Origin of the sequence: uncultured Duncaniella sp., from assembly GCF_910577345.1 — a bacterium.
Classification (GTDB): domain Bacteria; phylum Bacteroidota; class Bacteroidia; order Bacteroidales; family Muribaculaceae; genus Duncaniella.
This window is the reverse complement of record NZ_CAJTMT010000026.1, coordinates 1-24,719: the sequence shown is the minus strand read 5'-3', so window position 1 is coordinate 24,719 and position 24,719 is coordinate 1. Positions and strand designations below refer to the sequence as shown.

At 49.2% G+C, this 24,719-nt stretch carries 19 protein-coding genes and 1 tRNA gene; 10 read left to right on the top strand and 10 right to left on the bottom strand.

Annotated elements, in window-relative coordinates; all coding sequences use genetic code 11:
• Positions 1-131: 131 nt before the first annotated feature.
• Positions 132-1,610, bottom strand: coding sequence for an IMP dehydrogenase (guaB, locus tag QZ310_RS10695; protein WP_297072622.1), 1,479 nt, complete (start codon positions 1,608-1,610; stop codon positions 132-134).
• 184 nt (positions 1,611-1,794) lie between these two features.
• On the opposite strand from guaB, the gene QZ310_RS10690 reads away from it, so the two are divergent.
• The 4 genes from QZ310_RS10690 to QZ310_RS10675 all read left to right on the top strand — a co-directional run bounded on the left by QZ310_RS10690 (position 1,795) and on the right by QZ310_RS10675 (position 5,792).
• Positions 1,795-2,385: a hypothetical protein gene (locus tag QZ310_RS10690; protein WP_297072620.1), complete on the top strand. Its 591-nt coding sequence runs from the start codon at positions 1,795-1,797 to the stop codon at positions 2,383-2,385.
• A 178-nt stretch (positions 2,386-2,563) separates the two neighbouring features.
• On the top strand, positions 2,564-3,349 hold the full coding sequence (locus tag QZ310_RS10685; protein WP_297072618.1) for a pyrroline-5-carboxylate reductase dimerization domain-containing protein: 786 nt from the start codon (positions 2,564-2,566) through the stop codon (positions 3,347-3,349).
• Between the two features lie 13 nt (positions 3,350-3,362).
• Entirely contained in the window at positions 3,363-4,451 is a 1,089-nt protein-coding gene (gene proB, locus QZ310_RS10680) for a glutamate 5-kinase (protein ID WP_297072616.1), read from the top strand.
• Between the two features lie 87 nt (positions 4,452-4,538).
• Entirely contained in the window at positions 4,539-5,792 is a 1,254-nt protein-coding gene (locus QZ310_RS10675) for a glutamate-5-semialdehyde dehydrogenase (protein ID WP_297072614.1), read from the top strand.
• Positions 5,793-6,629: 837 nt separating this feature from the next.
• Here QZ310_RS10675 and QZ310_RS10670 read toward each other — a convergent pair.
• The gene (locus QZ310_RS10670; RefSeq protein ID WP_297072612.1) at positions 6,630-8,753 is read right to left on the bottom strand and encodes an outer membrane beta-barrel family protein; all 2,124 of its coding nucleotides are present in this window, start codon (positions 8,751-8,753) and stop codon (positions 6,630-6,632) included.
• Positions 8,754-9,017: 264 nt separating this feature from the next.
• On the opposite strand from QZ310_RS10670, the gene QZ310_RS10665 reads away from it, so the two are divergent.
• A complete protein-coding gene (locus QZ310_RS10665; RefSeq protein WP_297072610.1) occupies positions 9,018-10,421 on the top strand; it encodes a HAMP domain-containing sensor histidine kinase in 1,404 nt (467 codons plus the stop codon).
• Positions 10,390-11,079 (top strand): response regulator transcription factor, encoded by a 690-nt coding sequence (locus QZ310_RS10660; protein ID WP_297072608.1) that lies wholly within the window; start codon positions 10,390-10,392, stop codon positions 11,077-11,079. Before QZ310_RS10665 ends, QZ310_RS10660 begins: the two co-directional genes overlap by 32 nt.
• A 945-nt stretch (positions 11,080-12,024) precedes the next feature.
• On the opposite strand, the gene glmM is transcribed toward QZ310_RS10660, so the two are convergent.
• The 4 genes from glmM to QZ310_RS10640 form a co-directional block, all read right to left on the bottom strand.
• Positions 12,025-13,410 (bottom strand): phosphoglucosamine mutase, encoded by a 1,386-nt coding sequence (glmM, locus tag QZ310_RS10655; protein WP_297072605.1) that lies wholly within the window; start codon positions 13,408-13,410, stop codon positions 12,025-12,027.
• Between the two features lie 21 nt (positions 13,411-13,431).
• On the bottom strand, positions 13,432-14,004 hold the full coding sequence (locus QZ310_RS10650) for a DUF4827 domain-containing protein (RefSeq protein WP_297072603.1): 573 nt from the start codon (positions 14,002-14,004) through the stop codon (positions 13,432-13,434).
• Entirely contained in the window at positions 14,001-15,050 is a 1,050-nt protein-coding gene (locus tag QZ310_RS10645; RefSeq protein WP_297072601.1) for a bifunctional oligoribonuclease/PAP phosphatase NrnA, read from the bottom strand. The genes QZ310_RS10650 and QZ310_RS10645 overlap by 4 nt, the downstream gene beginning before the upstream one ends.
• A 433-nt stretch (positions 15,051-15,483) precedes the next feature.
• Positions 15,484-16,062 carry a superoxide dismutase gene (locus QZ310_RS10640; protein ID WP_297072599.1) on the bottom strand — a complete coding sequence of 193 codons (579 nt, stop codon included), beginning with the start codon at positions 16,060-16,062 and terminating at the stop codon, positions 15,484-15,486.
• 166 nt (positions 16,063-16,228) lie between these two features.
• On the opposite strand from QZ310_RS10640, the gene QZ310_RS10635 reads away from it, so the two are divergent.
• Complete coding sequence (locus QZ310_RS10635) at positions 16,229-17,191, top strand: YitT family protein (RefSeq protein WP_297072597.1); 963 nt, start codon at positions 16,229-16,231, stop codon at positions 17,189-17,191.
• Positions 17,192-17,392: 201 nt separating this feature from the next.
• Here QZ310_RS10635 and QZ310_RS10630 read toward each other — a convergent pair whose 3' ends face one another.
• Positions 17,393-18,820 carry a C1 family peptidase gene (locus QZ310_RS10630; protein ID WP_297072595.1) on the bottom strand — a complete coding sequence of 476 codons (1,428 nt, stop codon included), beginning with the start codon at positions 18,818-18,820 and terminating at the stop codon, positions 17,393-17,395.
• Between the two features lie 564 nt (positions 18,821-19,384).
• On the opposite strand from QZ310_RS10630, the gene QZ310_RS10625 reads away from it, so the two are divergent.
• A tRNA-Cys gene (locus tag QZ310_RS10625) sits at positions 19,385-19,455 on the top strand.
• Positions 19,456-19,576: 121 nt separating this feature from the next.
• Here the strand turns inward: QZ310_RS10625 and QZ310_RS10620 are convergent.
• The 3 genes from QZ310_RS10620 to QZ310_RS10610 form a co-directional block, all read right to left on the bottom strand.
• Positions 19,577-20,197, bottom strand: a complete 621-nt coding sequence (locus tag QZ310_RS10620) for a transposase (RefSeq protein WP_297072593.1) — start codon at positions 20,195-20,197, stop codon at positions 19,577-19,579.
• Positions 20,198-20,324: 127 nt separating this feature from the next.
• Positions 20,325-21,317, bottom strand: a complete 993-nt coding sequence (locus tag QZ310_RS10615; RefSeq protein ID WP_297072591.1) for an aldo/keto reductase — start codon at positions 21,315-21,317, stop codon at positions 20,325-20,327.
• A 93-nt stretch (positions 21,318-21,410) separates the two neighbouring features.
• A complete protein-coding gene (locus QZ310_RS10610) occupies positions 21,411-22,481 on the bottom strand; it encodes an alpha/beta hydrolase (RefSeq protein WP_297072589.1) in 1,071 nt (356 codons plus the stop codon).
• Between the two features lie 216 nt (positions 22,482-22,697).
• On the opposite strand from QZ310_RS10610, the gene QZ310_RS10605 reads away from it, so the two are divergent.
• On the top strand, positions 22,698-23,291 hold the full coding sequence (locus tag QZ310_RS10605) for a flavodoxin (protein ID WP_297072587.1): 594 nt from the start codon (positions 22,698-22,700) through the stop codon (positions 23,289-23,291).
• 2 nt (positions 23,292-23,293) lie between these two features.
• The coding region (locus QZ310_RS10600) for a M20/M25/M40 family metallo-hydrolase (RefSeq protein ID WP_297072585.1) at positions 23,294-24,719 on the top strand (1,426 nt) is incomplete at its 3' end.

Below are 24,719 nucleotides of genomic sequence, written 5' to 3'. Positions count from 1 at the left end.
CATGGGAATATGCACACATACGGAGGACGAATGTTCCAATCCACGGACATATCCGTTTCTGAAACCTTTCGTCCTCCGTATGCGTATCTTCCTGCGCCGACAGTCCTTACCGGCGCTGTGGAATTCGGGAGTTATCGTGCCGAAGCGCTGTAGTTGGGAGCTTCGGAAGTGATTGCCACGTCATGGGGATGGCTTTCGGCCACACCGGCGTTGGTGATGCGGGTGAACTTGGCCTCATGCAGACGCTCGATGTCGGGGGCACCGCAGTAGCCCATACCGGCGCGGAGACCGCCGAGCATCTGGTAGACAACCTCGTAAAGAAGACCCTTGTAGGGGACGCGGGCTGCGATTCCTTCGGGCACGAGTTTCTTCGCGTCGGTCTCGTTGGCCTGGAAGTAGCGGTCCTTCGAACCTTTTTCCATAGCTTCGAGCGAACCCATGCCGCGATATGATTTGTATTTACGTCCGTTGTAGATGATGGTGTCGCCGGGTGATTCCTCGACTCCGGCAAGCATTCCGCCGAGCATCACTGAGTATGCGCCTGCTGCGAGAGCCTTCACGATGTCGCCTGAATAGCGGATACCGCCGTCGGCAATCAGAGGTACACCTGTGCCTTTCAGAGCCTTGGCAACGTCGTAGACAGCGCTGAGCTGGGGAACACCGACACCTGCGATGACGCGGGTTGTGCAGATTGAACCCGGGCCGATGCCTACCTTCACGCCGTCAGCTCCGTTCTCAACAAGATATTTGGCTGCTTCGCCGGTTGCGATGTTGCCGACAACGACATCGATATGGGGATACTTCTCCTTGATGGCTTTGAGTACGCCGATTACGCCTCTCGAATGGCCGTGGGCAGTGTCGATGACGATTGCGTCGACACCGGCTTCAACGAGAGCGTCGACACGCTCCATCGAATCAGCTGTCACGCCGACACCGGCTGCAACACGCAGGCGGCCGAGCTTGTCCTTGCAGGCGTAGGGTTTGTCCTTTGCCTTGGTGATGTCCTTATAGGTCACGAGGCCGACGAGACGGTTGTCGGAGTCAACGACGGGGAGTTTTTCGATTTTGTGTTGCTGGAGTATCTGTGCAGCTTCTTCGAGATTTGTCGACTGGTTTGTCACAACGAGTCCCTCCTTTGTCATGACCTCGTCGATCGGACGGTTGGGGTTCTGCTCGAAACGCAGGTCGCGGTTGGTGACGATACCGACGAGTTTGCGGTCCTCGTCAACGACGGGAATGCCGCCGATGTGGTATTCACGCATCATGTTGAGGGCATCGGCCACGGTGCTGCCGCGTTTGATTGTCACAGGGTCATAAATCATGCCGTTTTCCGCGCGCTTCACAGCGTGAACCTGACGAGCCTGTTCGGCAATCGACATGTTTTTGTGAATCACGCCGATACCACCTTCGCGGGCGATGGCGATAGCCAATGCAGCCTCGGTCACTGTATCCATAGCGGCAGAGACGAGGGGAACGTTGAGCGTGATGTTGCGGGAAAATCGGGTGCTAAGGTTTACTTCGCGGGGAAGAACTTCCGAATAAGCCGGAATAAGGAGGACATCATCAAATGTGAGTCCGTCCATTTTTACTCGATCAGCAATAAATGACATATAACGATTAAAATTTATTGCGTGCAAAGTTAATCATTTTTTTAGAAACACAGAAATGCTGCGCCGTGATATTTTTTGTGATGTTAAAAATTTTTTCACACGCTTTGCATTATCGCACCATTTCCATATATCCGGGATATTAACTTTGCCGAAGATAATATCACCCTTAAACCGAAATACTGCGATGAAACAATCCTCCACCTCATTTTCTCAATCCTCCACCTCATTTCCCAAAGTAAGCGACAAGACTCCCCGCTCCAAAGTTTCAAAAAAATTCCACGCCTACATCCACGGCCGGGTGAGTGAGGCGTGTGCCGTCTATGGTCAACCGGTTCTTGCCGTTGTGGCTTCAGGGATGATTGACGTCTATATAGCCGACGGTGCTGCACCCTCGGCTGATTCTGATGCGGTCTGCATGATGATTTTCACAATTCTGCGCCCTGAGATTGACCGCGCAATTGAGCGATCAGCCTCTGCGCGTCGTCGTGCCGCCTTGCGCCGCGGCGATTCTGCTGTGATTGAAGATGTGTTTGCCACTACTACAGAGCGCATAACCTCCGACGGCAATGATGAAGAAGTCCATGTCTGTCCGGACTGCGATGATGAAGCAACTGCCTGTCCCGACTGCGATGATGAAGCAACTGCCTGTCCCGACTGCGATGAGCCGGACTATTCCTCCATTCCATTTCCCAACCGCCGTGCGCGCCGCTTGTTTATGAACGATATGAAACGCCGTGCCCGCACACGGATAAAACCATTGACCGCCGCCGGCTGATGGCTCCAATAGCATCCCACAATCCGCATTTTTCATGCCTATGTCAAAGTTTTTGATGATGAAGACCGTAAATTTTCGTAAATATCCGTATCTTTGTCCCTGATGCAAATGGCACGCGGGCGCATGTCCGTCGTCAGAACAAATGTACGATTTTATAAAACTTAAGGTAGAAAATATTATGAAAATTGCTGTCATTGGAGCAGGAGCAATGGGTGGCGCTGTCGCCTCCGGACTGCTCAATTATGCAAAGGATAAATATTCGCTTACAGTTTCCAATCCCTCGGCCCGCCCGCTTGAAATCCTGTCGGCGGAGGGCGCTACAGTCACCAACAACAATGTCGAGGCCGCGCGTGATGCAGAAATCGTCATCGTTGCAGTCAAGCCCTGGATTGTCGAGACTGTTCTCACTGAAATTAAGGATTCTCTGGATTATTCCCGTCAGACCGTTGTCGTTATCGCTGCCGGACTGACCGGATTGCAGATGATGGAGTGGCTGAGAAAGGATGGCGCTGACGAGCCGTCGCTGCTGATTGCCATGCCCAACACCGCTGTCTCGGTCGCTCAGTCGATGACCTTCATCGTCCCTGTCCATGCCTCGCAGTCTGTCACGGCTGATGTGACCGGAGTTTTCGATTTCCTCGGTGAAACCATGGTCATCGACGAGGCTCATCTTCCGGCAGCCACCGCGCTTGCTTCATGCGGTATAGCCTACGCCATGCGCTATGTCCGTGCGGCTGTCGAGGGTGGCGTTGAACTTGGCTTCAAGGCTGCGGTAGCCCAGAAGATGGTCGTGCAGACTCTTCGTGGAGCCGCCGCTCTGCTTTCGATTGATGGCGCTCATCCGGAGAGTGAGATTGACAAGGTGACAACTCCCGGTGGCATAACCATCCGTGGCCTCAACGAGATGGAACATGCCGGTTTCACTTCCGCAGTAATCCGTGGGCTTAAAGCATCTGTGAAATAATCCCTTTGAAATTATGGCAGAAGAAAAGAAAGGATTGCGCATAGTCGTGAAGGTCGGGAGCAATGTGCTGACACGTCCCGACGGCAAACCCAATGTCACCAATATGTCGGCGCTTGTCGACCAGATTGCCGTGCTCCGTGCGCAGGGCCATGAGGTGATTCTCGTGTCGAGCGGTGCTGTGGCCTGCGGACGCGGTGCGCTCCGTCCGTCGCGTCAGCTCGACTCGGTGGCTCAGCGTCAGTTGTTTTCATCCATCGGTCAGATACGCCTCATCAACATCTACAATTCGCTTTTCAGCGAGTACGGCTATGTCGTGGGTCAGGTGCTGACTCAGAAGGAAAATTTCTCGTCGCGCACATCCTATCTCAACCAGCGGGCCTGTATGCAGACCATGCTTGAAAATGGTGTAGTTCCGATTGTCAACGAAAACGACACGGCAAGCCTTACGGAACTGATGTTTACCGATAATGACGAGCTGTCGGGACTCATTGCGGCGATGATGGATGCCGACATGCTTGTTATCCTCTCGAATGTCGACGGTATTTATGACGGCAACCCGTCGGATCCGGCTTCGCGTCTCATCGGGCGTGTGCGTCCGGGAGAGGATGTAAGCTCCAATGTCGTGGCTTCCAAGAGTGGTTTCGGCCGTGGAGGCATGGGCACCAAGTGTGGAATAGCCCGCAAACTTTCGGAGGAGGGTGTCAGTGTGTTCATCGCGCGTGGCGATCGTCCGAATGTGTTGGTCGACCTTATAAATTCCCCGTCTACCGTACCTCACACCCTTTTTGAACCCCGCCCGGAGGCTCTGAGCAACATCAAGCGCTGGATTGCCCACAGCGGAAGTTTTGCCAAGGGTGTCGTGACGGTCAATGATAATGCCGCAGCGGCTTTGCGCAGCGACCGTGCGGTAAGTCTTCTGCCTGTCGGTGTGACCGCTATTGATGGTGAATGGGAGGAGGGCGACATCATTACCCTTACTACCGATGGCGGTGAGGTCATCGGTGTCGGACGTGCCGCTCTCGGAAGCGGAGAGACAGCCGCGATGATTGGTCAGCGTGGCGGTCGCCCCGTCGTTCACTACGATTATCTTTTCATTGAATAACAGGATGATTTCAGATGTGTGCATACAATTATTAATTGTGTGATGTCTAAGGACGCATTCTGAATCGACAAATTAAAACGTAAAAATATGAATCAAAATATAACCGGCATTCTTTCCGGCGTGAAACAGGCTTCACGCTCACTGTCGTCTATCTCCGATGAGGAGCGTGTGGCGCTTCTTATGCGTCTTGCCGATGCTGTCGATGCTTCTCAGGAGGAGCTTCTCGCTGCCAATGTGGCTGACCTTCAACGGATGGATCCTGCAAATCCTCTCTACGACCGTCTGCAGCTCACTCCGGATAGACTGACTGCCATTGCCGGCGACATCCGCCATGTGGCCATGCTTCAGTCGCCTGTCGGTGAGGTAATCGAGGAGCGTACTCTGTCCAATGGTCTTCGTCTGCGCAGGGTTAGGGTGCCGTTTGGTGTTATAGGCGTCATTTATGAGGCCCGACCCAACGTGACCTTTGATGTCTTCTCGCTCTGTTTTCGCAGTGGAAATGCCTGTGTGCTGAAGGGTGGTGCGGATGCTGCATCGTCAAATGAAGCAATTGTCGGGCTGATTCATCGGGTGCTTGCCGATGCGGGCATGGACACCGCTTGCGTGGCTCTTCTCCCTTCGACCCATGAGGCTACGGCAGCTATGCTGAATGCTGTAGGCTATGTCGATGTGTGCATCCCCCGTGGCGGACGGCGACTGATTGATTTTGTGCGCGACAATGCCCGCATTCCTGTGATTGAGACCGGAGCAGGGGTGGTGAGTGCCTATTTCGACAAGGCCGGTGACCTTGCGATGGGATGCGACATAATCACCAATGCCAAGACCCGCAGGGTGAGCGTGTGTAATGCCCTCGACACTCTGCTTATCCATCGTGACCGCCTCGCCGATCTTCCCGCACTCTGTCGTAGGCTTGCCGAGAAAAATGTGGAAATTCATGCCGATGTTCCGGCGCGTGAAGCCCTTTCCGGACATTACCCCGCTGCGTTGCTGAAAGATGCGGACGAGGACACTTACGCTACCGAATGGATGGACTATAAGATGGGTATCCGCACTGTCGCTTCGCTTGACGAGGCTATTGACCACATCGCCCGCTATGGTTCGGGCCACAGTGAGTGTATCATTACCGATGACGAACAGGCGGCTGACCGTTTTCAGCGTGAGGTGGATGCTGCATGTGTTTATGTCAACGCTCCGACGAGCTTCACCGACGGCGCACAGTTCGGCCTCGGTGCGGAAATAGGCATCAGCACGCAAAAACTCGGTCCCCGTGGCCCGATGGGTCTGCGCGAAATCACCACCTACCGCTACCTCATCAACGGCCACGGCCAAACTCGTCCATAACAGCACGGCCAGCCCCGACCATAACAGCTACCGCCAGCCCCGGCCATAACGGCACGGTCATACCCGGCCATAACAGCTACGGCCATACCCCGCCATACCCCCGCTACGGCCTCACCCCTGCCGGATGGTAATTTCTAAGCTGCGAAGCAGCGGTATGATGGTAGCCCCGCATCGAGCGGTAAAGCAATGAAGCCCGTAGGGCGAAATTGCTTCACCGCGAAGGTGTGGGGTCACGCGTAAATCCACAAAAATGGGCATCGAAGATGTCCGATAATAACATGCTGTACCTTAATATAACATGCTGTACGTTAATATAAATTGTGGCTATATTGTGGATTTTTAGTATAAACGAAAAAGGCTGTCATCCCGACAGCCTTAATTTCGTTTAATAAACCAATCATTATCACATTTCTTGCAATGGAAAAAGTAATTTTTCTCTTATGCCATTATAACGCGGTGGTCAGGAAAAAGGTTCATGTAGGGTTGAAAAATTTTTTTATTCCATTATTTAGTGTCTTTCATGGCGGGACGTATCATGGTTGGATTGACGGGTCATGGCCGGTTGTAGGGACGCGCTGTAGCGCGTATGCCAAATGTAATAGTAAAAACATGGGTACAAAAATTCAAAAATAACAGAAATTACAGACGGTTTTCAGTTGCCGGTGGTTTGATGAATTAATCAAACCGGTATTGAAAAATATCAGCCTTGAAAAATATCTGTAATTTCTGTTATTTTTGAATTTCTGTACCCCTCTGGGAATATCCGGTTCATCTGGCATACGCGCTACAGCGCGTCCCTACAACCATTGTTTAAATGCCCGACAAATCACCCACCTCCTATTTCCCTGTGCCGAAGCGGGATGTGTCGATGTCTGTTTCATGGGGTTTGAAGCCATTGAAGCGATAGACGAAGGTGAGGTTGAGGCTTCGCGTCATGTCCACTACTTTCATGCGGTAGTCCTGTCCACGGGTATTGATGGTCAGGGTCGGTGACCAGGTGTTGAAGATGTCATTGCATTTTAGATTGAATTCGCAGCACCGTTTTCTTGCAAAGCTCCACTTTATACCGGCATCCATTTTCCATAAACCTGTCAGATTGCCTATACCTTGAATAGAGGGGGTAATGCAGGAGATGTCAAGTGAAATAGCGATAGGAGAGGTCGGGGAGAGGCGGAGGGTATTATTGAGTTCACCGTAGAATGTCCATCGGCGGTTGTCGAAACTTATGTCGTGGAAGCGGTCGGCTTTCGCGCGCTGATTGAAGAGATTGGCCGTGATGGTCGAATTGAGGATTGATTTCAGTTCGAGAGGGATATGGAGGTGCAGCCCGACGGTCCGGGTATAGTTCATGTTGACAGTCTGATAGATGAGCTGCAATTCCGTCGGCGACTGATAGGGGAGCTGGACCGATGCACGGTCGTTGTATTTCACATAGAGCGTGGCCACATATTTCTGCCGGAAAATGTAGGAGAATTGGCCTGAATATTTTAGCGTGGGGAGAAGATCGGGATTGCCGACCACAATGCTGTAGGGGTTCAGATAGCCTGTCGCCCCGTGCAGTTCCCAATATGAGGGGTAGACGCGTTCGGAAAAGAATGAGAGCTGAAAGATGCTTGTCGGTGTGCGGTAGTATGTTGCACCCAACTGCGGGACAAAGTCCCAGTTGTGGACGCTTGCATTATGGTAGTATTCCCCTGCGAGTGAGGCAGTGAGGGATAGGCCGAATGGGAATGATCCTTGCATCCCGGCGTAGACCTGGACTGTCTTTTCATTGAGAGTGCTGTTGAAGCCAGGATTTTCGGGCAGGAGGAATGATTGACGGCTATGGTCGGAGGCAGAGGTGTATTCGGCGCCGTAGTTTATCGCCATGTCATTTATTTGGTGTGTCATGTCGGTATAAACGTGTGTTCGGCTCACCCTTTGTCTGTTGGACGCATCCATGATTGGAGCATCGGGTGAGAGGGATTGAAGATACTGATGGCGGCGTTCGGAATAGTGGGAAAATTCGCCTCCTGCGGCGAGGCCGAAAGGGGTGGTATAGCGCAAAGCTGCGTAGTGGAAGGCTATGGGTGATTGGTAGGTTGAGGTGTTGAGGCTTTGTCCGAGAGTACCTGTGGTGTGGCTCAGATTTTTGGAATTGGATGTGAACTGCCCGTTGTAGGTCAGTTTCAGGCTGCTTTCTTTGGTGAATGAATAGGCAGTTGAGGCGTAGATGAGGTTTGAAAGCTTGTGTGAGATTCTGCTGTTGTCTTCCTCGATGAGATGGCGGGTGCCGTCGACGAGATGGTTTGAATAGGTTACTTCACGGTCTTTCCCGCGTCCATCCCGTAGCGAGTAATTCATGTCGAATGTCCACTTCTTTATTGCGTAGGTTGCGGCTGCACCGGCTCCGTAGGATGGACGGTGGGTCTGCTCATAGCCTGCCCGGAGCTGGCCTTGAAGTCCGTCGAGAGGGGTGGGAGTTTTAAGAATGACGTTTATCACCGCTCCTTTGACATGGTATTTAGCGGGAGCGGCATACATGATTTCGACATTTTTCAATTTGTCGACCGGCATTGAATAGAGGAGTTGGTAGAGGGTTTCGACCGACATGTCGGTTGGCTCGCCGTTGAGTATGATGCTGACTGTTCCTGCTCCCGCAAGTGAGAGCATCCCGCCGTCGGAAGAGACTCCGGGAAGATATGTCAATGCTTCGAGGATGTTGCTGACCGGTTTGTTCCTGACGATGGATGGAAGGTCGACCACCATGCTTCCGTCGCGCGATCTGATTTGACTCTTCTCACCTTTGACCACAACCTCATTGAGCATTTGGTCAGGAATGGAGTCGACGCCGGAGGCTTGGAGTAGTGGGGAGGACTGATGTCGGGTGGTTGAGAGTGTGTCCGGCGCTTGGTTTATGGCAGAGAGGGGTAATGCCATTGAACAGAAGAGAAGCAGTATGGGTAAAGCGGATTTCATCATGATGCACTCTGTTATTTCTGATGGTTATTGATGGCATGGTCGGTATTTCCGGGAGCCGAAGCAAAGTTATCCATACGCCGTCACACTGCCTACGGAATTTACTTATTTAGTCTTACCTCTGGCTTATTTAGTCTTAATTCTTTCAACGGAGGTTGGCAGGATGGGAGAAAGTGCGTAAATTTGGGCTTGAAGCCGGATGATTATCAGCATTGCGGTAATCAGTGACCGGTATTATGGTCCGCAGTCCGTGCGCAATAGAGTTTTATGAAGAATTTTAAGACTGTCACCACATTAATAATCGCAGCTTCCGTCGTGGCTTTTGTCATCGACATAATCTGCCTTCACGCGCTTTACCGCTCGATAGAGAAGGATGTGAGGCGCGATGTTTCCGTGTCGATAGTCTATATGGATATTGACGAGCTTTGGGAACGCACCATCAATTTCAGTAAACTGCAGGCTATGTCCGTGGAAGGTACATTGGAAAATGGCAGTGACACCTTGGTGATGAAGGCGACAGGTTCCGACGGAGCGGAGAAAGTTGTCAACAAGCGCCGGTTGATAAAGGCCGAGGCGTTCACTGCCCAGATTGTGGATGAGATGAGCGAGCAGATGCACGTCCAGATGGACAGTGACATGCCGTTGGATGTCTCGGTGTCCGACAGTATTCTTCTCCGCCGTCTCAACGAGAGAGGGATAAATCCTGATTTCGTGGCTGTTGAACTGGTGGACTCGGTCGGGAATGTGGTTTGTGCCAATCCGAGGTTGGAGCGTGACCGGAGCGGACTTGATGTGTTTGAACACCGCTATGGCAAAGGTAAGGGTCAGCGTTATCTCGTCTATATGTCGCCATTGATGTCGCAGGTGTTCCGGCGCATGGCGGGCGTGGTTGCGGTAAATTTCGTGCTGATATTGATTTTTGCGGTCGGATTCCGCTATCTTTTGCTGACGGTCGGTCGGCTGCGTACCTTGGAGGAGCTGAAGGATGATTTCGTTAACAATATGACTCACGAACTTAAAACGCCGATTGCCATTGCCTATTCCGCCAACGATGCCCTGCTGCATTTCGACCCTGCCAATGACCCGCAGAGGAAGGAGGCATATCTCACCATTGCCATCCGTCAGCTCAAACGTCTCGGCGAACTGGTGGAGAGCATATTGGCAATGAGCATGGAACGCAGGCAGACTATGCAGCTTTCGATGGATGACGTGGAGCTTGTCGGGTTTGTCCGTGAAATCGCTTCGGCGCAGCGGATGAGGGCGGAGAAGCCGATTGAGATTGCAGTGGAGGCTGCAGAGGAGGAAATCATGGTGAGGACCGACAGGGTGCATTTCGCCAATGTGGTGAACAATTTGATTGACAATGCAATCAAGTATTCGGGTGAGAGCGTTGAAATCAGGATAAACTGTTCGCGGGATGGTATAAGTGTGGCTGACAATGGAATCGGTATTCCGGCTAAAAGTCTTCCGCAGCTATTCAATAAATTCTACCGTGTGCCACACGGAAATTGCAACGAAGTAAGAGGCTATGGCATAGGTCTCTATTATGTCAGACAGATACTCGAAAAGATGGGATGGACAATCAGTGTCAGAAGCCGTCTGGGAAGAGGGTCGGAGTTCACGATAAAATTCAATGATTATGGCAAGGAAAATATTGTTGGTCGAGGATGAGGCGGATCTTGCAATGATTGTCGCCGATACCTTGCGCGGACAGGGCTACGAGGTGACAGTTGCGGTCAACGGGCTTGACGGACTGTCCAAGTTTCAGTCGGAAGGAGCCGACGTGGTGGTGGCCGATGTGATGATGCCGGGTCTCGACGGTTTTGGAATGGCAAGGAGGATAAGGCGGTTGTCGCCTTCGGTGCCGATACTTTTCCTTACGGCCAAGAGTTCGATTGATGATGTCGAGGATGGGTTTGAAGCGGGTGGCAATGACTATCTGAAGAAGCCTTTTGAATTGCGGGAACTTATCGTAAGGATAAAGGCACTTCTGCGTGTGCGTTCCTTCGCGACGGTTGAGGAATCCGATGTGGTCTATGAAATCGGTGCTTACACTTTCAATGCCACTACTCAGTCGCTGAGGTTTGACGGGAAAGAACTGAGCCTTTCACACATTGAGGCACGTTTGCTTTCGGAACTTGCTGCGTCGATGGGCCACACCGTGGATGCCTCCAGACTCATGATTGCTATTTGGCAGCGCGACGATCTGAGCAACCGCAATTCACTTCACGGTTTTATTCACAAACTGCGTCGCCTCCTTCGCCATGATTCAGCCATCACTATAGTCAATCAACGTGGATTCGGGTATATGTTGGTAGTCAAGCGATAGTTGGAGGGTGAATAGACTATTGTTGAATATGTCAGGATTGGGAATAATGCGTCATGGTAGGAATAATATGTCTTGGTTGGAATAATCCATCTTAGTTGGAACAATGCATCACATGGTTGGAAGGGAGTATAAACGAAAAAGGCTGTCATCTCGACAGCCTTAATTTCGTTTAATAAACCAATCATTATCACATTTCTTGCAATGGAAAAAGTAATTTTTCTCTTATGCCATTATAACGCGGTGGTCAGGAAAAAGGTTCATGGTGGGTTGAAAAATTTTTTTATTCCATCATGCAGAGCCTTTCATAGTGGTTTGTATGGACGGGTCATGGCCGGTTGTAGGGACGCGCTGTAGCGCGTATGCCAAATGAACCGGACATTCGCAGGGGGTACAGAAATTCAAAAATAACAGAAATTACAGATATTTTTTAAGGTTGATATTTTTCAAGGCTGATTTGATTAATCCATCCGCCGGCAACTGGAAACCATTAGCCTTTAAAAATATCTGTAATTTCTGTTATTTTTGAATTTTTGTACCCAAGTTTTTTAGTATTTCATTCGGCATACGCGCTACAGCGCGTCCCTACAACCGGCCATGACACGTCTCTGCAATTGTTTTTGGATGGTGATGTGAAATTTTTGTGTGATATATTGGATAGGTGATATAAACGAAAAAGGCTGTCATCCCGACAGCCTTAGTTTCGTTTAATAAACCAATCATTATCACATTTCTTGCAATGGAAAAAGTAAATTTTCTATACCATTATAACGCAAGGGTCGGTGATTGGTTCACGGTTGGATGTATTTTTTTGAAAATTCAATTATATGTTTTAGAAATTTCAATTAAATATTCTTCCGAAAATTCAATTTATATACTTTTTGAAAATTCAATTTATGGGGAAATTTAATGAATTTACTCAGGTCGTTTCTCCCATCGTATGAATCATCAGATCATTTCAGCGATGATGTCCTTGATGCGCTGGGCGAGGGCATCGGCTTCGGCCATTGTTGCGGCTTCGCTGTAAATGCGGATGATCGGTTCGGTGTTGGACTTGCGGAGGTGAACCCACGAATCCTCGAAATCAATCTTCACTCCGTCGATGTCCGTAATCTGCTCTCCTGCAAATTTCTCCTTTACGGCTGCGAGGATGGCATCCACATCAATCTCAGGGGTGAGTTCCATTTTGTTTTTGGCGATTTCGTAGGCTGGATATGTCTTCTTGAGTTCGCTGACCTTCTTGCCGCTCTTTGCAAGGAGCGAGAGGAAGAGAGCAACACCGACGAGAGCGTCACGGCCATAGTGAGCGGCGGGATAGATGACACCGCCATTGCCTTCGCCACCGATGATGGCTCCGGTTTCCTTCATTTTGGTTGTCACATTGACCTCACCTACGGCAGCAGCTGAGTATTCGCAACCATGACGGCGGGTCACGTCGCGAAGAGCGCGTGAAGAGCTGAGGTTGGAGACGGTCGAGCCGGGAGTGTGGGCGAGAACATAGTCGGCGATTGAAACGAGGGTGTATTCCTCGACAAACATCTCGCCATTTTCCATCACGATAGCGAGGCGGTCAACGTCGGGGTCGACAACGAAACCGACATCAGCACGACCATCAGCCATGAGCGATGAAATCTGGGTGAGGTTCTGAGGAATGGGTTCGGGGGTATGGGCGAATTTGCCGTTGGGCTCGCAGTTGAGCTCGATGATGTTTTTCACCCCGAGGGCACGGAGTAATTGGGGGATGACCACACCGCCGACAGAGTTGACAGCATCAACAGCAACCGTGAAGTTGGCTTTGCGGATTGCCTCGACATCAACGAGGTCGAGAGCGAGAACCTGCTCTATGTGACGGAGATTGTAGGTGTTGTTGGTGTATTCGTGTCCGAGATTGTCGACTTCTGCAAAAGTGTAGGCTTCCTCGTCGGCGATGCGGAGCACTTCCTTGCCCTGGGCATCGTTGAGGAATTCACCATCCTCGTTGAGAAGTTTGAGCGCGTTCCACTGTTTGGGATTGTGGCTTGCGGTAAGGATTATGCCTCCGCAGGCTTTCTCGGCAACCACTGCGATTTCGGTGGTAGGGGTCGATGCCGGACCGATGTTGATGACATCAAATCCCATTGCGGTGAGGGTTCCGACAACAATGTCGTTGACCATCTTTCCGCTGAGGCGCGCGTCGCGTCCAACCACGATTGTGCGGTTGGTGCGGGTTGTGTTTGCAGCGATAAAGGTTGCGTAGGCCGCAGTAAACTTAACAATGTCGAGAGGTGAGAGACCGTCGCCGGGAGCGCCACCGATGGTGCCGCGGATTCCCGAGATACTTTTGATAAGTGACATGGCTTATTATATAAGTGAGGGTTAAATCATTGACTTATAATAAGTGATGGTGTAGAGGTAAGGGATGACGTATGACATCTCGTCGGTCGGGCCGTCCTGCGATTTGATGACGAGGTTGACCTTGGCGTTGTAGCCGAGGAACTTCATCGGGAGCTGGATGCCTGTGCCGTACTGGGTGGACTGTGACACGGAGGTGTTGTCGAAGAGGAAGAAGGTTGCCTCAGTGTTCATGCCGTCGGCATTACCGGAGCCGAGGAGTGTGTTGTCGCCACCGACAACGTAGTAGAACATGTTGTAGCGGGTGAAGCGGAAGTAGACACGGTCGTTTTTCTCTGGCTTTTCGTCAGTGCCGAGAGAGAGCACCTGCATGTAGACGTTGGAATTTTCGTCAATGCGATAGAATGGAGCGTCCTCCCCGACCTCAAAGACTGAATCGGCGGGAATGGCATCGACCACCTTGAATTCCACAAGGAATTTATTGACGGCCTGATTCTCGTCGGCGAGGAGTTCGGCATAGCTCTTTGAATCGTCACATGAGGTGAGGCCCATCGCAATGGCGATGAGAAGGACTATGGGAGAAAGAAATTTTTTCATTGCAGATATTTATCGTAGTTTGGTATGATTTCGAGTAGTTTTTCAAGTGCCTTGCCGAGGGGGCCGTGGAATTCGCCGCCGGCGGCGTTGGTGTGGCCTCCACCGTCGAAGTTTTCCTCACACATAAGGCTGACCGAGAAGTCGCCTTTGCTTCGCATCGACACCTTGACGCAGTTTTTGTCGTCCTCGCGGAGAAAGACGGAATAGGTGACTTCAGGGATGGAGAGGGGAACGTTGACGAGTCCCTCAGTGTCGCCCTTGTTGTAGTCGAATTCTTTCAGCTCCTCCTCGCTGAGGGTGATGATGGCGGCGCGATGGGAGGGGAGAAGTTGCATTTTATACTGTGCGTAGCCCATTATGCGGACGCGGGATTCCGAGGCGGTGTTCATCACGAGCTTGTAGAGGTTGTCCTTGTCGATGCCCTTGCGCATGAGGTCGTGGACAATCAGGTAGAGGTCCGGATCGTTGGAATTGTAGGAGAAGTTGCCGGTATCGGTCATCATTCCGGTGTAGATGCAGGCCGCAGCGCTGCGGTTGAGATAGCGGGTCCATCCGGCTTGCCACAGGAACAGATAGAGCAGGGCGGAGGTGGAGGACACTTCCGGGCGTGAGATGAGAATCTCGGATTCGATACAGGGATCGAGGTGATGGTCAATGACAATCTTCTTGGCCTTGGATGATGTAAGCGCGTCAGTGAGCCTGTCGACACGCGATGGATCATTGAAATCCATGCAGAAGATGAGGTCTGCCTTGGCGATAAGCTCGTGAGCGCGGTCGGCCTGACGGGTAGCCGCCACAATGTCGCGGACACCGGGCAGGAACTGGAGCGAACGCGGAGCGCAGTCGGCGGTCACGACATGGGCTGTCTTGCCAAGCGCCTTGAGGACATACCAGAGTGCGCATGACGAACCCAAAGCATCGCCGTCGGGACTGACGTGGCAGGTGATGACAATGTCTCTCGCAACGAGTACGAGCTGCTTGACCCTCTCCACAAGGGCAGGGTCAATTACGGTACGGAATCTGGGCTGTTTTCTGAATTCTGCCATAATGACTGCAAAAGTAGCAAAAAACCGCGATATTTACATTCCTTTGAAGAATAAAAAAGCCATAGTACATAGTCAATGACCTCCTTAAGATAGATTATCTCCTGACTGTTAGAAATTATGGCGTTTTAAGGGGGCGGAAATATTGGATGCTTAATAGAATAATTAATATGAATAAGAATGGGCCGGATTACAAGGATCTTTACAATAATAATTTGGTTTGGATTTGATTTTGCCTAACTCTTATAGAAAAATATTTTAGCCTATCAGTAGCTATGAGGCATAGAAAAAAGAGAGGGGGTCTCACGACTGCCTCTCTCTCCATTCATCACATTATGCTTATTTTAGTGCTATATTTTGTTTAGTAATGCTTATTACTTTAGTGCGTTTGTTGTTTTTATGTTGTTCCCGGCGTTTGCGGGGTCTTGATTAATCGTTAAATGTAACGGCTTGAAACGATGTCCCAGTCAACAATTTTCCAGAGCTCCTTAAGAGCATCGAGACGTCTGTTGCGGTAATCGAGATAGTAGGCGTGTTCCCACACATCGAACACCAGAAGTGGTGTCAAGCCTTCGCAAAGCGGATTGCCTGCGTTGGAGGTCTGTGTAATGAACAGCTTGCCGTCCTTATCTTTTGAGAGCCATACCCAACCTGAGCCGAAAATGGCGGCACCGGCGTCCTCAAACTCCTTCTTGAACTGGTCGAATGAGCCGAATTGCTCGTCGATAGCCTTGCGCAGATGGCCTTCGGGTTCGTGACTGCCATCGGGCGAGAAGGTGAAGAAGTAGAAGATATGGTTCCATGCCTGAGAGGCATTGTTGAAGAGCGGACCGGATGAAGAGGTTATGATTTCTTCAAGTTCCATGTCCTCATATTTCGTATCCTTTATCAGACGGTTGAGATTATCGATGTAGGTGCGTTCGTGCTTTCCATAATGATAATCCACGGTCTCTTTAGAGATGGAGGGCGCAAGAGCGTCGTTCGCATACGGTAAATCAGGAAGTGTATAGATCATAGTTTTGAGTGTTTTTGTATTCGTTATATCCTAAAAACGCCTCCACAGGCCAATGGTTCGGGCATTGTCTGTTAAATATCTTCAAGAAATGCTTCATGATGCTATTTGTCAATCAAAAATATTGGCGTAAATTTGCCAACCCTTTTAACCCAATATCAATTCAACCATGACATCCACAGCGCCAACTTCACGCAAAGCGGCTTTCGGCAACAGTGTCCGCGACTGGGCAGCCATCGTGCTTGGAATAACCATCTATGCAATCGGCTTCACGGTCTTCATCCTCCCCCATCATGTGGTCATCGGCGGAATGGCCGGTTTCAGTACCCTGATATATTATGCCACCGACGGACTTCTCCCGGTGGCCGCAGTCATGTATGGCACCAACATCCTCCTGCTGATATGCGGCTACAAGTATCTTGGCAGAGGTTTCGTGTTGCGCACAATCTTCGGCACGACCCTCCTGTCATTGCTCATCGGCTTGGTGGAAGGCTATTTCACGTCGCATCCTCCGATTGTGTCGAGCGCACCGATGAGCATCATTCTCGGTGGCGTCCTTCTCGGTCTGGGAATAGGTATCTACTACAGTCATCACGGAACCACAGGCGGCACCGACATCGTGGCAGCCATAATGTCGCACGTCAGCAATGTCAGCATGGGGCGCGTCATGATGATAATCGACGTCAGCATCGTTGCGTTCTCTTTCTTCCTCCCCTTTGACGGCGATATGGAGGCCCGAGTGCAGGCGCGCACACAGACAATCATCTTCGGCCTTCTTGCGATAGTCATATATTCTCTGCTCGCGGACAAATATATCGCTCAGGGCAAACAGACTATACAATTCATAATCCTTTCAGAAAAATGGAATGATGTGGCCTACCGAATCACCCATGAGACAGGACGCGGGGCCACTATCTGGGATGCGCAGGGCTACTGGACCGGTGATGAAAAGAAACTGATGCTCGTGTGGTGTCGCGAGGTCGATACATACAATATATATCGGATTGTGCATGAAGTTGACCCGAATGCCTACGTCACCACCTCGACTGTGAGGAACGTCTATGGAAACGGATTTGACCGATTGAAAATCAAAAAGAAACAGCCCCACCGACAATCAGACAAGGCCAACTAAAACTCGCCTTTCAGGACACTATTCTTTTCAGGAACAAAACCAACACGGGCCGGAAACCAGGAAAATTTTCCTGGTTTCCGGCCCGTGTCAGATTCATGGCCTGAGCAATGTTCAGGACAATTTTTTCATATCATTCATTTGATGCCATATCTGCTTGAAATTTCATGATGGAAACGCAAGCAGACATTGCAAAGAATGGGGTCAGTCTTCAAAATCCACAATGTCGACGTCCTCGGCAAACATGGGATCCCACGGCGGGAGAAGAGTGGGATTCTGCTTCAGCACTTCCTTCACCTTAGGAGTGATATATTTCTTATTCACGACCACGCGGAACATGTATTCATTGAACCACTCGTCGGTCATGATGAGGTGACCGTCGTTCGCGCCTGTACCCCAGCTATTTTCAACCATCCATTTCTTTGACTTACCGTTTTCGTCAAGGTCGACTGCCACGAGAGTCATCGCATGGGATGATGCCGACGAATGGGTGCGGATACGGTCGGCCTTATCCATTCCGAATTTGGTTCCAAGGAGGGAATCGTAGTCAAAGTTGTTGAGGTCAAGCACACCGCGCTCCCGGTCAAGGAATTTGTTGACATCGCAGGAGATATACATAGCATTGTTGTCCTTGATCGATGCGATGGCCATTTCCTTCAAATCGTCGGCAGGAAGGTTGACGTAGGTCCAGTTGTAGCCGTCGTAGTTGTGGCGGTCATATTCAATCTCATAAAGTTTGTAATACTCACGGGTGGGGTCATTCATGAGCATCACATAGTCACCCTTCAGGTCATTTCCGGCAAAAGTCTTGTAGAAAGATTGAGGAGTGTAGGTGTCGGTGCTTACGGCATTTCCATCGGCATCACGGCGCGTCCATGTGAACTCAGTAGGAGGTTCGCCAAGGTTGAGAGCGAGGATGCGGTAGACTTCCGTCAGCATCTCTTTCTTGCGTGCATCGAGTTTCTTGGCATTTGCACCGGCAGCAGCCATGCGGCGGAGTTCGAGTCCATCCTCGCTCAGACGCAACTTCATCAGGCTGCGCAGCTTTGAGGTCGCTTTGCTTGTATGGGTCTCCGGCATTACCTCGATGGGAACCACTCCGTATTTCATCAGATTGTCGGCGACGCCTGTGTATTGGCCTCCGTCAGCGATCGCATTACTGAAAAGCCAATCTACCTTACGGTCATCTTCCGGGAGCGATGCAGTGTCGATTATGCCCTGAAGGAAAAGGTTTGACTTCTCAAGCTGATCCCAGAAGAAATTATAGTTCTGCGAAAGTTCAAGCTTGGGCAGATTATGGTCACGCATCATCTGTGCACGCAACACGTTGAGACCGGTGAAGAGCCAGCAACGGCCCGACGACCGCTGGTTGGTGATGCCCTTGCTCTTCACACGATGCGAGAAATGATTGTCGAAATTAGCCAGATTCGAATGGTTGGTGGCAAGGGCCGTGATACCATTGCCCGCGATGGCATTGTGGATAGCCTTGTTGGCAGGAGTTTTCTCGTAGGCATTGCGGAAGGCAGTGATGTCCTCTTCAGAAATTCCGCCACCGTTCACCGGCGCAGCGGCAAATGCCGATGGAAGCGCCAGCGAGAAAGCAGCCCCGATAATCAGCAATGATTTTTTCATGATGGTATAATGATTGTATGGTTAATGTGATAAATTCTCACCTCATATCCCCGCTTTCATTGAAATACGGAGATTATGACACAAATTTAGTGATTAATTTCTTATTTTTGCTGATTTTGTTTCAAAATCAGCAAAAATAAGTTCTCCAGAAGACCTCATATCAGCTATTACTCTATGTTAACTTACTTCATGCAGATACATCAGTATATTGGAGGTACTTATTATATCAGCAGCCAGTATAATATAAGTATAATATATTAGTAATAATGGTCAATAGTAATGAATAGTAATGGTCAATAGTAAGGGTCCGACAATTTTATTTTGGTATGGCGAGTGAAGTGAGTTCCATCTTATATTTCAGATGATACATACGAATGATTATTTTAACAATGGTAACCGTAGTCAAGGTGATAATATTTTCATCTTTTTTTAATGAACATTTGTTCACCACAAAGAATTCAGTGAAAAAACATCTAAAATTTCAGTTTTTATAAAAAAAGTGGTGTAAAAATTTGCATAGTTCGTGAGAAAGTCCTACCTTTGCAGACGTAAAAATCACGGTATGGTTCCTTGGCCGAGTGGTTAGGCGCCGGTCTGCAAAACCGTTTACAGCAGTTCGAATCTGCTAGGAACCTCTTCAAAAGCTCTGAAACTTATAAGTTTCAGGGCTTTTCTGCGTTTCACGACATGGCCATAATCTAACGGGGCCCCGGTTTTTAGGGGAGCAGTCTGTTTTTTCCGTGGAATTGTTAAAAATCAGGTGCAGAGTTTAGACAGACGATACAGGAAGAATGGGATGTCTGTCACGCCGTGAAACTGCGCTCGGAAAGCCTTGACTTTTGCGTTGAAAGACTCCGCGAAGGCGTTTGTCGAGCGGTCAACGAAGAAGTTCAGTATCGTATCATAGTGATTCTGAAAGGTGTTCAGTATTGTGATGAACTGGTTTCCCGTCAACTTCTCGACCTTGTCATACCAACGGGCGAGCATCAGTCTGGCCTCGTCCTTGGAAATTTTCCTGTTGAAGATTGAAGTCAGCTCCATTGCCAGATCATAGGCCTCTTTCAGTTCCGGATAGAACTCGAAGATGATGTCCGCCCTCCACTGCTGTGAGCGCGTCCATTTCGAGGAGTGCTTAGTAAGTATGTATTTGGCTCTGGCCAGAAGCTGTTTACGGGTATCACCGTTCGCGTATCTGAACGGGACGTATGCGCGTCCTTCCTTCCGGCATTCCGCCATGATGCTGTTCTCGAGGTCACGGGCCATCCATCTGAGTGAGACACGGAGCTCATCGATGGCCTCATAGAACAGTCTGTGCACATGGAAACGGTCGTTGGTCATGGTGGCCTTAGGGAAGACGGTCCGTGCGACAAGCATCATTGTCGGGGATATTCAGATTATTATGTCGTATAACATCATAAAATAATATTCTCTGGTATATGGCTTAACATTAAATGTTTAGTTGTAGTGCTCGGTCTGATGTCGCACAAAGATGGGCTTTTGCTTATTAGTTCCCGATGTGGGATTGGTTGTTGCTGTTGTAGCGGTTGCCTTGGATGATTATTGTGTCGAGGGTGGCATTGATGTCGGCCATTTCTTCCGGAGTGTAGGTGACGTTGGCTGAGGCAATGTTGTCCTCAAGGTGTTTGAGGCTTCGGCTGCCAGGGATAGGAACAATCCACGGTTTCTGATAGAGAATCCATGATATGGCCACTTGCGCAGGGGATATGCCTTTTTTCTCGGCGATGGATTTGACAAATTCCACGAGAGCCATATTAGCTTCGATGTTTTCCTTTTGGAAACGGGGGACAGAAGAACGGAAATCGTGTTTCCCGAACTTTGTGTCCTTGGTTATGCCACCGGTAAGGAAACCCTTTCCGAGGGGACTGAACGGAACAAGACCGATTCCAAGTTCTTCGAGAACAGGCAGGAGGTTCTCCTCAGGTTCACGCCAGAAAAGTGAGAATTCACTCTGGACGGCAGTAAGTGGCAAAATTGAATTTGCCTCCCGGATTGTGTTCACCCCGGCTTCCGAAAGTCCCCAATGGAGTATCTTGCCCTCTTCCATAAGGTCCTTGATTGTTCCGGCGACATCGGCAATAGGGACATCGGGGTCGACGCGGTGCTGATAGTAAAGGTCGATATGGTCTGTGCGAAGTCGCTTCAATGAACCTTCCACTGATTTACGGATGGTTTCTGGACGGCTGTCAAGCACTTGTTTGAAATCGTCCATATTCATGCTGATGCCGAATTTTGTGGCAATTTTCACCTCATTTCGTATCGGTTCGAGAGCCTCACCGACAAGTTCCTCATTGGTATAGGGGCCGTAGACCTCCGCCGTGTCAAAGAAAGTCACGCCCAAATCATGGGCTGTACGGATAAGTTTTATCATTTCTTTCTTGTCGGCAGGTTTGCCATAGCCGTGGCTCATGGCCATACAGCCAAGTCCGATGGTAGATACTTCAAGGGGAGATGTCGTTCCTAATATTCTATGTTTCATATCTTGTTATTTTTTGAATTCAGTAAAATAACAACTGAGCTTTGCCTGATGCGTTTGCAAAATGGCGGTAACGATTACACTTTTTTCGGTTTCTTAATCAGCATATACAGGTGGAATGCCGGAATTATTGCCTGAGGTCATATTTTTCTGCCAGAATTTCAGTGCATCGTTTATCCAGCCATCGGCTACTGTAGCTTGACCTAATCCGAATCCATGACCCAGCCCATTATATACATGAAACTCAGTGGGTATGCCCATTGCAGAAAGACGTTGCAGTCTGTTTTGCATAGTTCTCCAAGAAGCAATGCCGTCGTTTGAGCCAACGCATACATAGGTCGGTGCATCATATTGCGAAGCTTGTGTATAGCCGGTGTATTGCATTATCACGGCCGATGCCTGTGGAATGTCTGTGCGTCCGGTCAGTTGTTGCAGATAGGCCTCATTGCCTAAAACCGCAGCCATTCTTGCTCCGGCAGATCCACCCCAAAGGGAATAATCATCCGCTTCGACACCCAATTCCGTGGCATGGTCATGGATGAATTCTATTGCTTTTGCCAAATCCGAGTAAGGGTCATCGGGCCTATATATAAGTGCAAATGCGTTGTAGCCTGCCTTACTGATTTCAAGAGAATGTGGGAAACTGTCGTGCATAGCTCCGACATACATGAATCCCCCTCCGGCATTGGTAATGGCAAATGGTTTACCGGTTTCTCCACGGAACAGGAACAGTCCGGTATCAGCTTTAGATGGATCAGCCGCGATTTCTGCATCGGAATACATGCGGTAGAATATCTGACTTCCCGCTACGGCATCGCTATACAGGCGGTTGATTATCTCTACCGTTTTTTCAGTCTGTATGTGGCTGTACCATACATATACGCTTGATGAACTGATGCCGGCAAGCGTCATCGTGCGCGACACATTCCGGTCAACCGGAAACAACAGATGGCCAAAATCTCCAAATGCCGGATCGGAAATCACATCGGCAACAGTTGACGATGAGGTAAATTTATTTTCAATGGGTGCCTTATCAATTTCGCTGTTTTCATCGGCAGGTTTTTCAGTATTCGGTTTCATGGAATCCTCCTTCTTAATAATGCTTTCATCTTCCGAGCATGAAGCGCACAGAAGAATTGCGGACAATATTAAAACATGCATTTTCATATTAAAAATCTAATTATCAGGTTTTCAATGCGCAAAATTACTAAAGAGACCTTACACAACACCTACATTTATTTCCGTGAGTTCTTACGATTTTTCCGAAAAAACGTTCAGTCATGCAGTGAATAAGAAAAAAGTGTATGATACACCGAAATTTTTATGAAATGGCTACAGGTCAAAAGGAATAACTTTGTAAATATTACTACAAAAGTTTTTTAGATGAAAGCAAAATCCATCTTCATACTCCTTATAGGACTTGTTTTTTGCTCTTGCAGCGAGTTTACCGGATCTGAGAAGCCGCTATATATCGGCAATTACATATTGCCCGATACGACACGCAATGTATTGGTTGCATATTTCAGCCGAAGCGGTAATACTGAAAATGTAGCAAAGGCGATAGCAGAAAACACAGGTGGCACACTATATCGTATTGAACGAAAAGTGCCATATCCCGAGGATTTCAAAGATTGCGCGTCGGAAGCAAAATCAGAATTGAATGACAGTGTATTTCCTGCGTTGAAAGACACCATTTCTGATTTTGACAGGTATGATGTGATTTTTGTCGGAGGTCCTGTATGGTGGCACACTGCACCAATGCCGATACTGTCTTTCCTTAAAAAATCCGGCTATGATTTCAGTGGAAAGATTGTGGTGCCGTTCTGCTCATACGCCAATATGTTCCCACATGAAACATTACTTGAAATAGTTAAAGCTACACCAAACTCACTGCACCCCGACGGTTTTATCTCAGAAGAAGGAGACACAACCGGCATAGCTCAATGGCTTGATGATATAAACTTAAAACTAAAATAACCATGGCAAGAAGTATCGTGACTTTTGTCGCAGCAATTTTACTTGCGGCAGGAGTTCAAGCCCAGACACGCCAGTCAGAAGAAATGGCGTATAGGGTAAAAGACCAAGCCTTTAATCATTCTCAGGTTGAAGGCATATCACATTTCATTACTGACAAACTCGGTTCGCGCCTTGCGGCCTCAAAGCAAAAATTGCGAGCTGAAAAACTCGTGACGGACACATTGAAAGGTTTTGGATTCGATAATGTCCACACCGAGTTTGCATCGGATTTTGCAAAAGGCGGCTGGGACAACGAAAAGAACTATGTAGCTATGACTGCACCATACTATTGCAGTTTCACTGCTAATCCAAAAGCATGGTCAGGGAGTACGGATGGGTTAGTTACAGGTGATTGCATCCTATTAGAAGCAACCGATACGACTTCATTATCAAACTATCGCGGAAAACTCCACAGGAAGATTGTCATTATGCCAATCGCAAGGGAATATGAACTCTCGTTCCGTCCTATGGCAAAAAGATATACCGATGAGGAACTTGCAGAAATGACTAAGGACAATCGCCCTTCAAATCCGTGGGGACGATGGTCGTCCGGTTCAAACAAGGGGTTGCAACAGGCTATCGACTCGCTTATAAAGGCAGAACGTCCGTTGGCTGTAATTGTAGGCGACGGGACTTTCAATATCCCGGGCTCACGAGGTGTAAATTATAAAGTAGGCAATCCTGAGCCTGTCCCGGAGATTGTTTTGCCCACCGAAGACCACGGCAGAATGGTTCGCCTACTTAAAGGCGGGGATGAGGTAAAAATGGAACTTGATGTAAGAAACACTTTTACTGACAATCAGAAAATCAACAACATCATTGCCGAGATCCCGGGCACAGACCCAAAACTCAAAAATGAAGTCGTGCTTATCGGTGCACATCTTGATTCTTGGCATGGCGGAACAGGTGGTGCTGACAACGGCTCAGGCTGCATTACAATGATAGAGGCAATGCGCATCCTTAAAGCCCTTGATATAAAACTCCGGCGTACTATCCGACTTGCTCTGTGGGGTGGAGAGGAACAAGGGCTGTATGGTTCAAGAGGCTATGCCGACCATAAGCTCTACGATAAGGAGCAAAAGAAAAAGTTACCGGAATATGATGACTTCGCGCTGTACCTGAACATGGATTTTGGTTCGGGCCGATTTAAAGGTGTATATCTGGAAGAGAATGACATGGCATATCCATATTTTGAAGCATGGAAACAGCCTTTGGTTTCATTAGGTTTTGACACCTTTTCGCCAATGTCTGTCGGCAGTACAGACCATGTGAGCTTTACTCGTCTGGGACTTCCTGCATTCCAATTCATACAGGATCAGCTTGACTATTTCAGAGCTTACCACACAACAATGGATACATACGAACGCTTGTCATTGGACGACTTGAAAG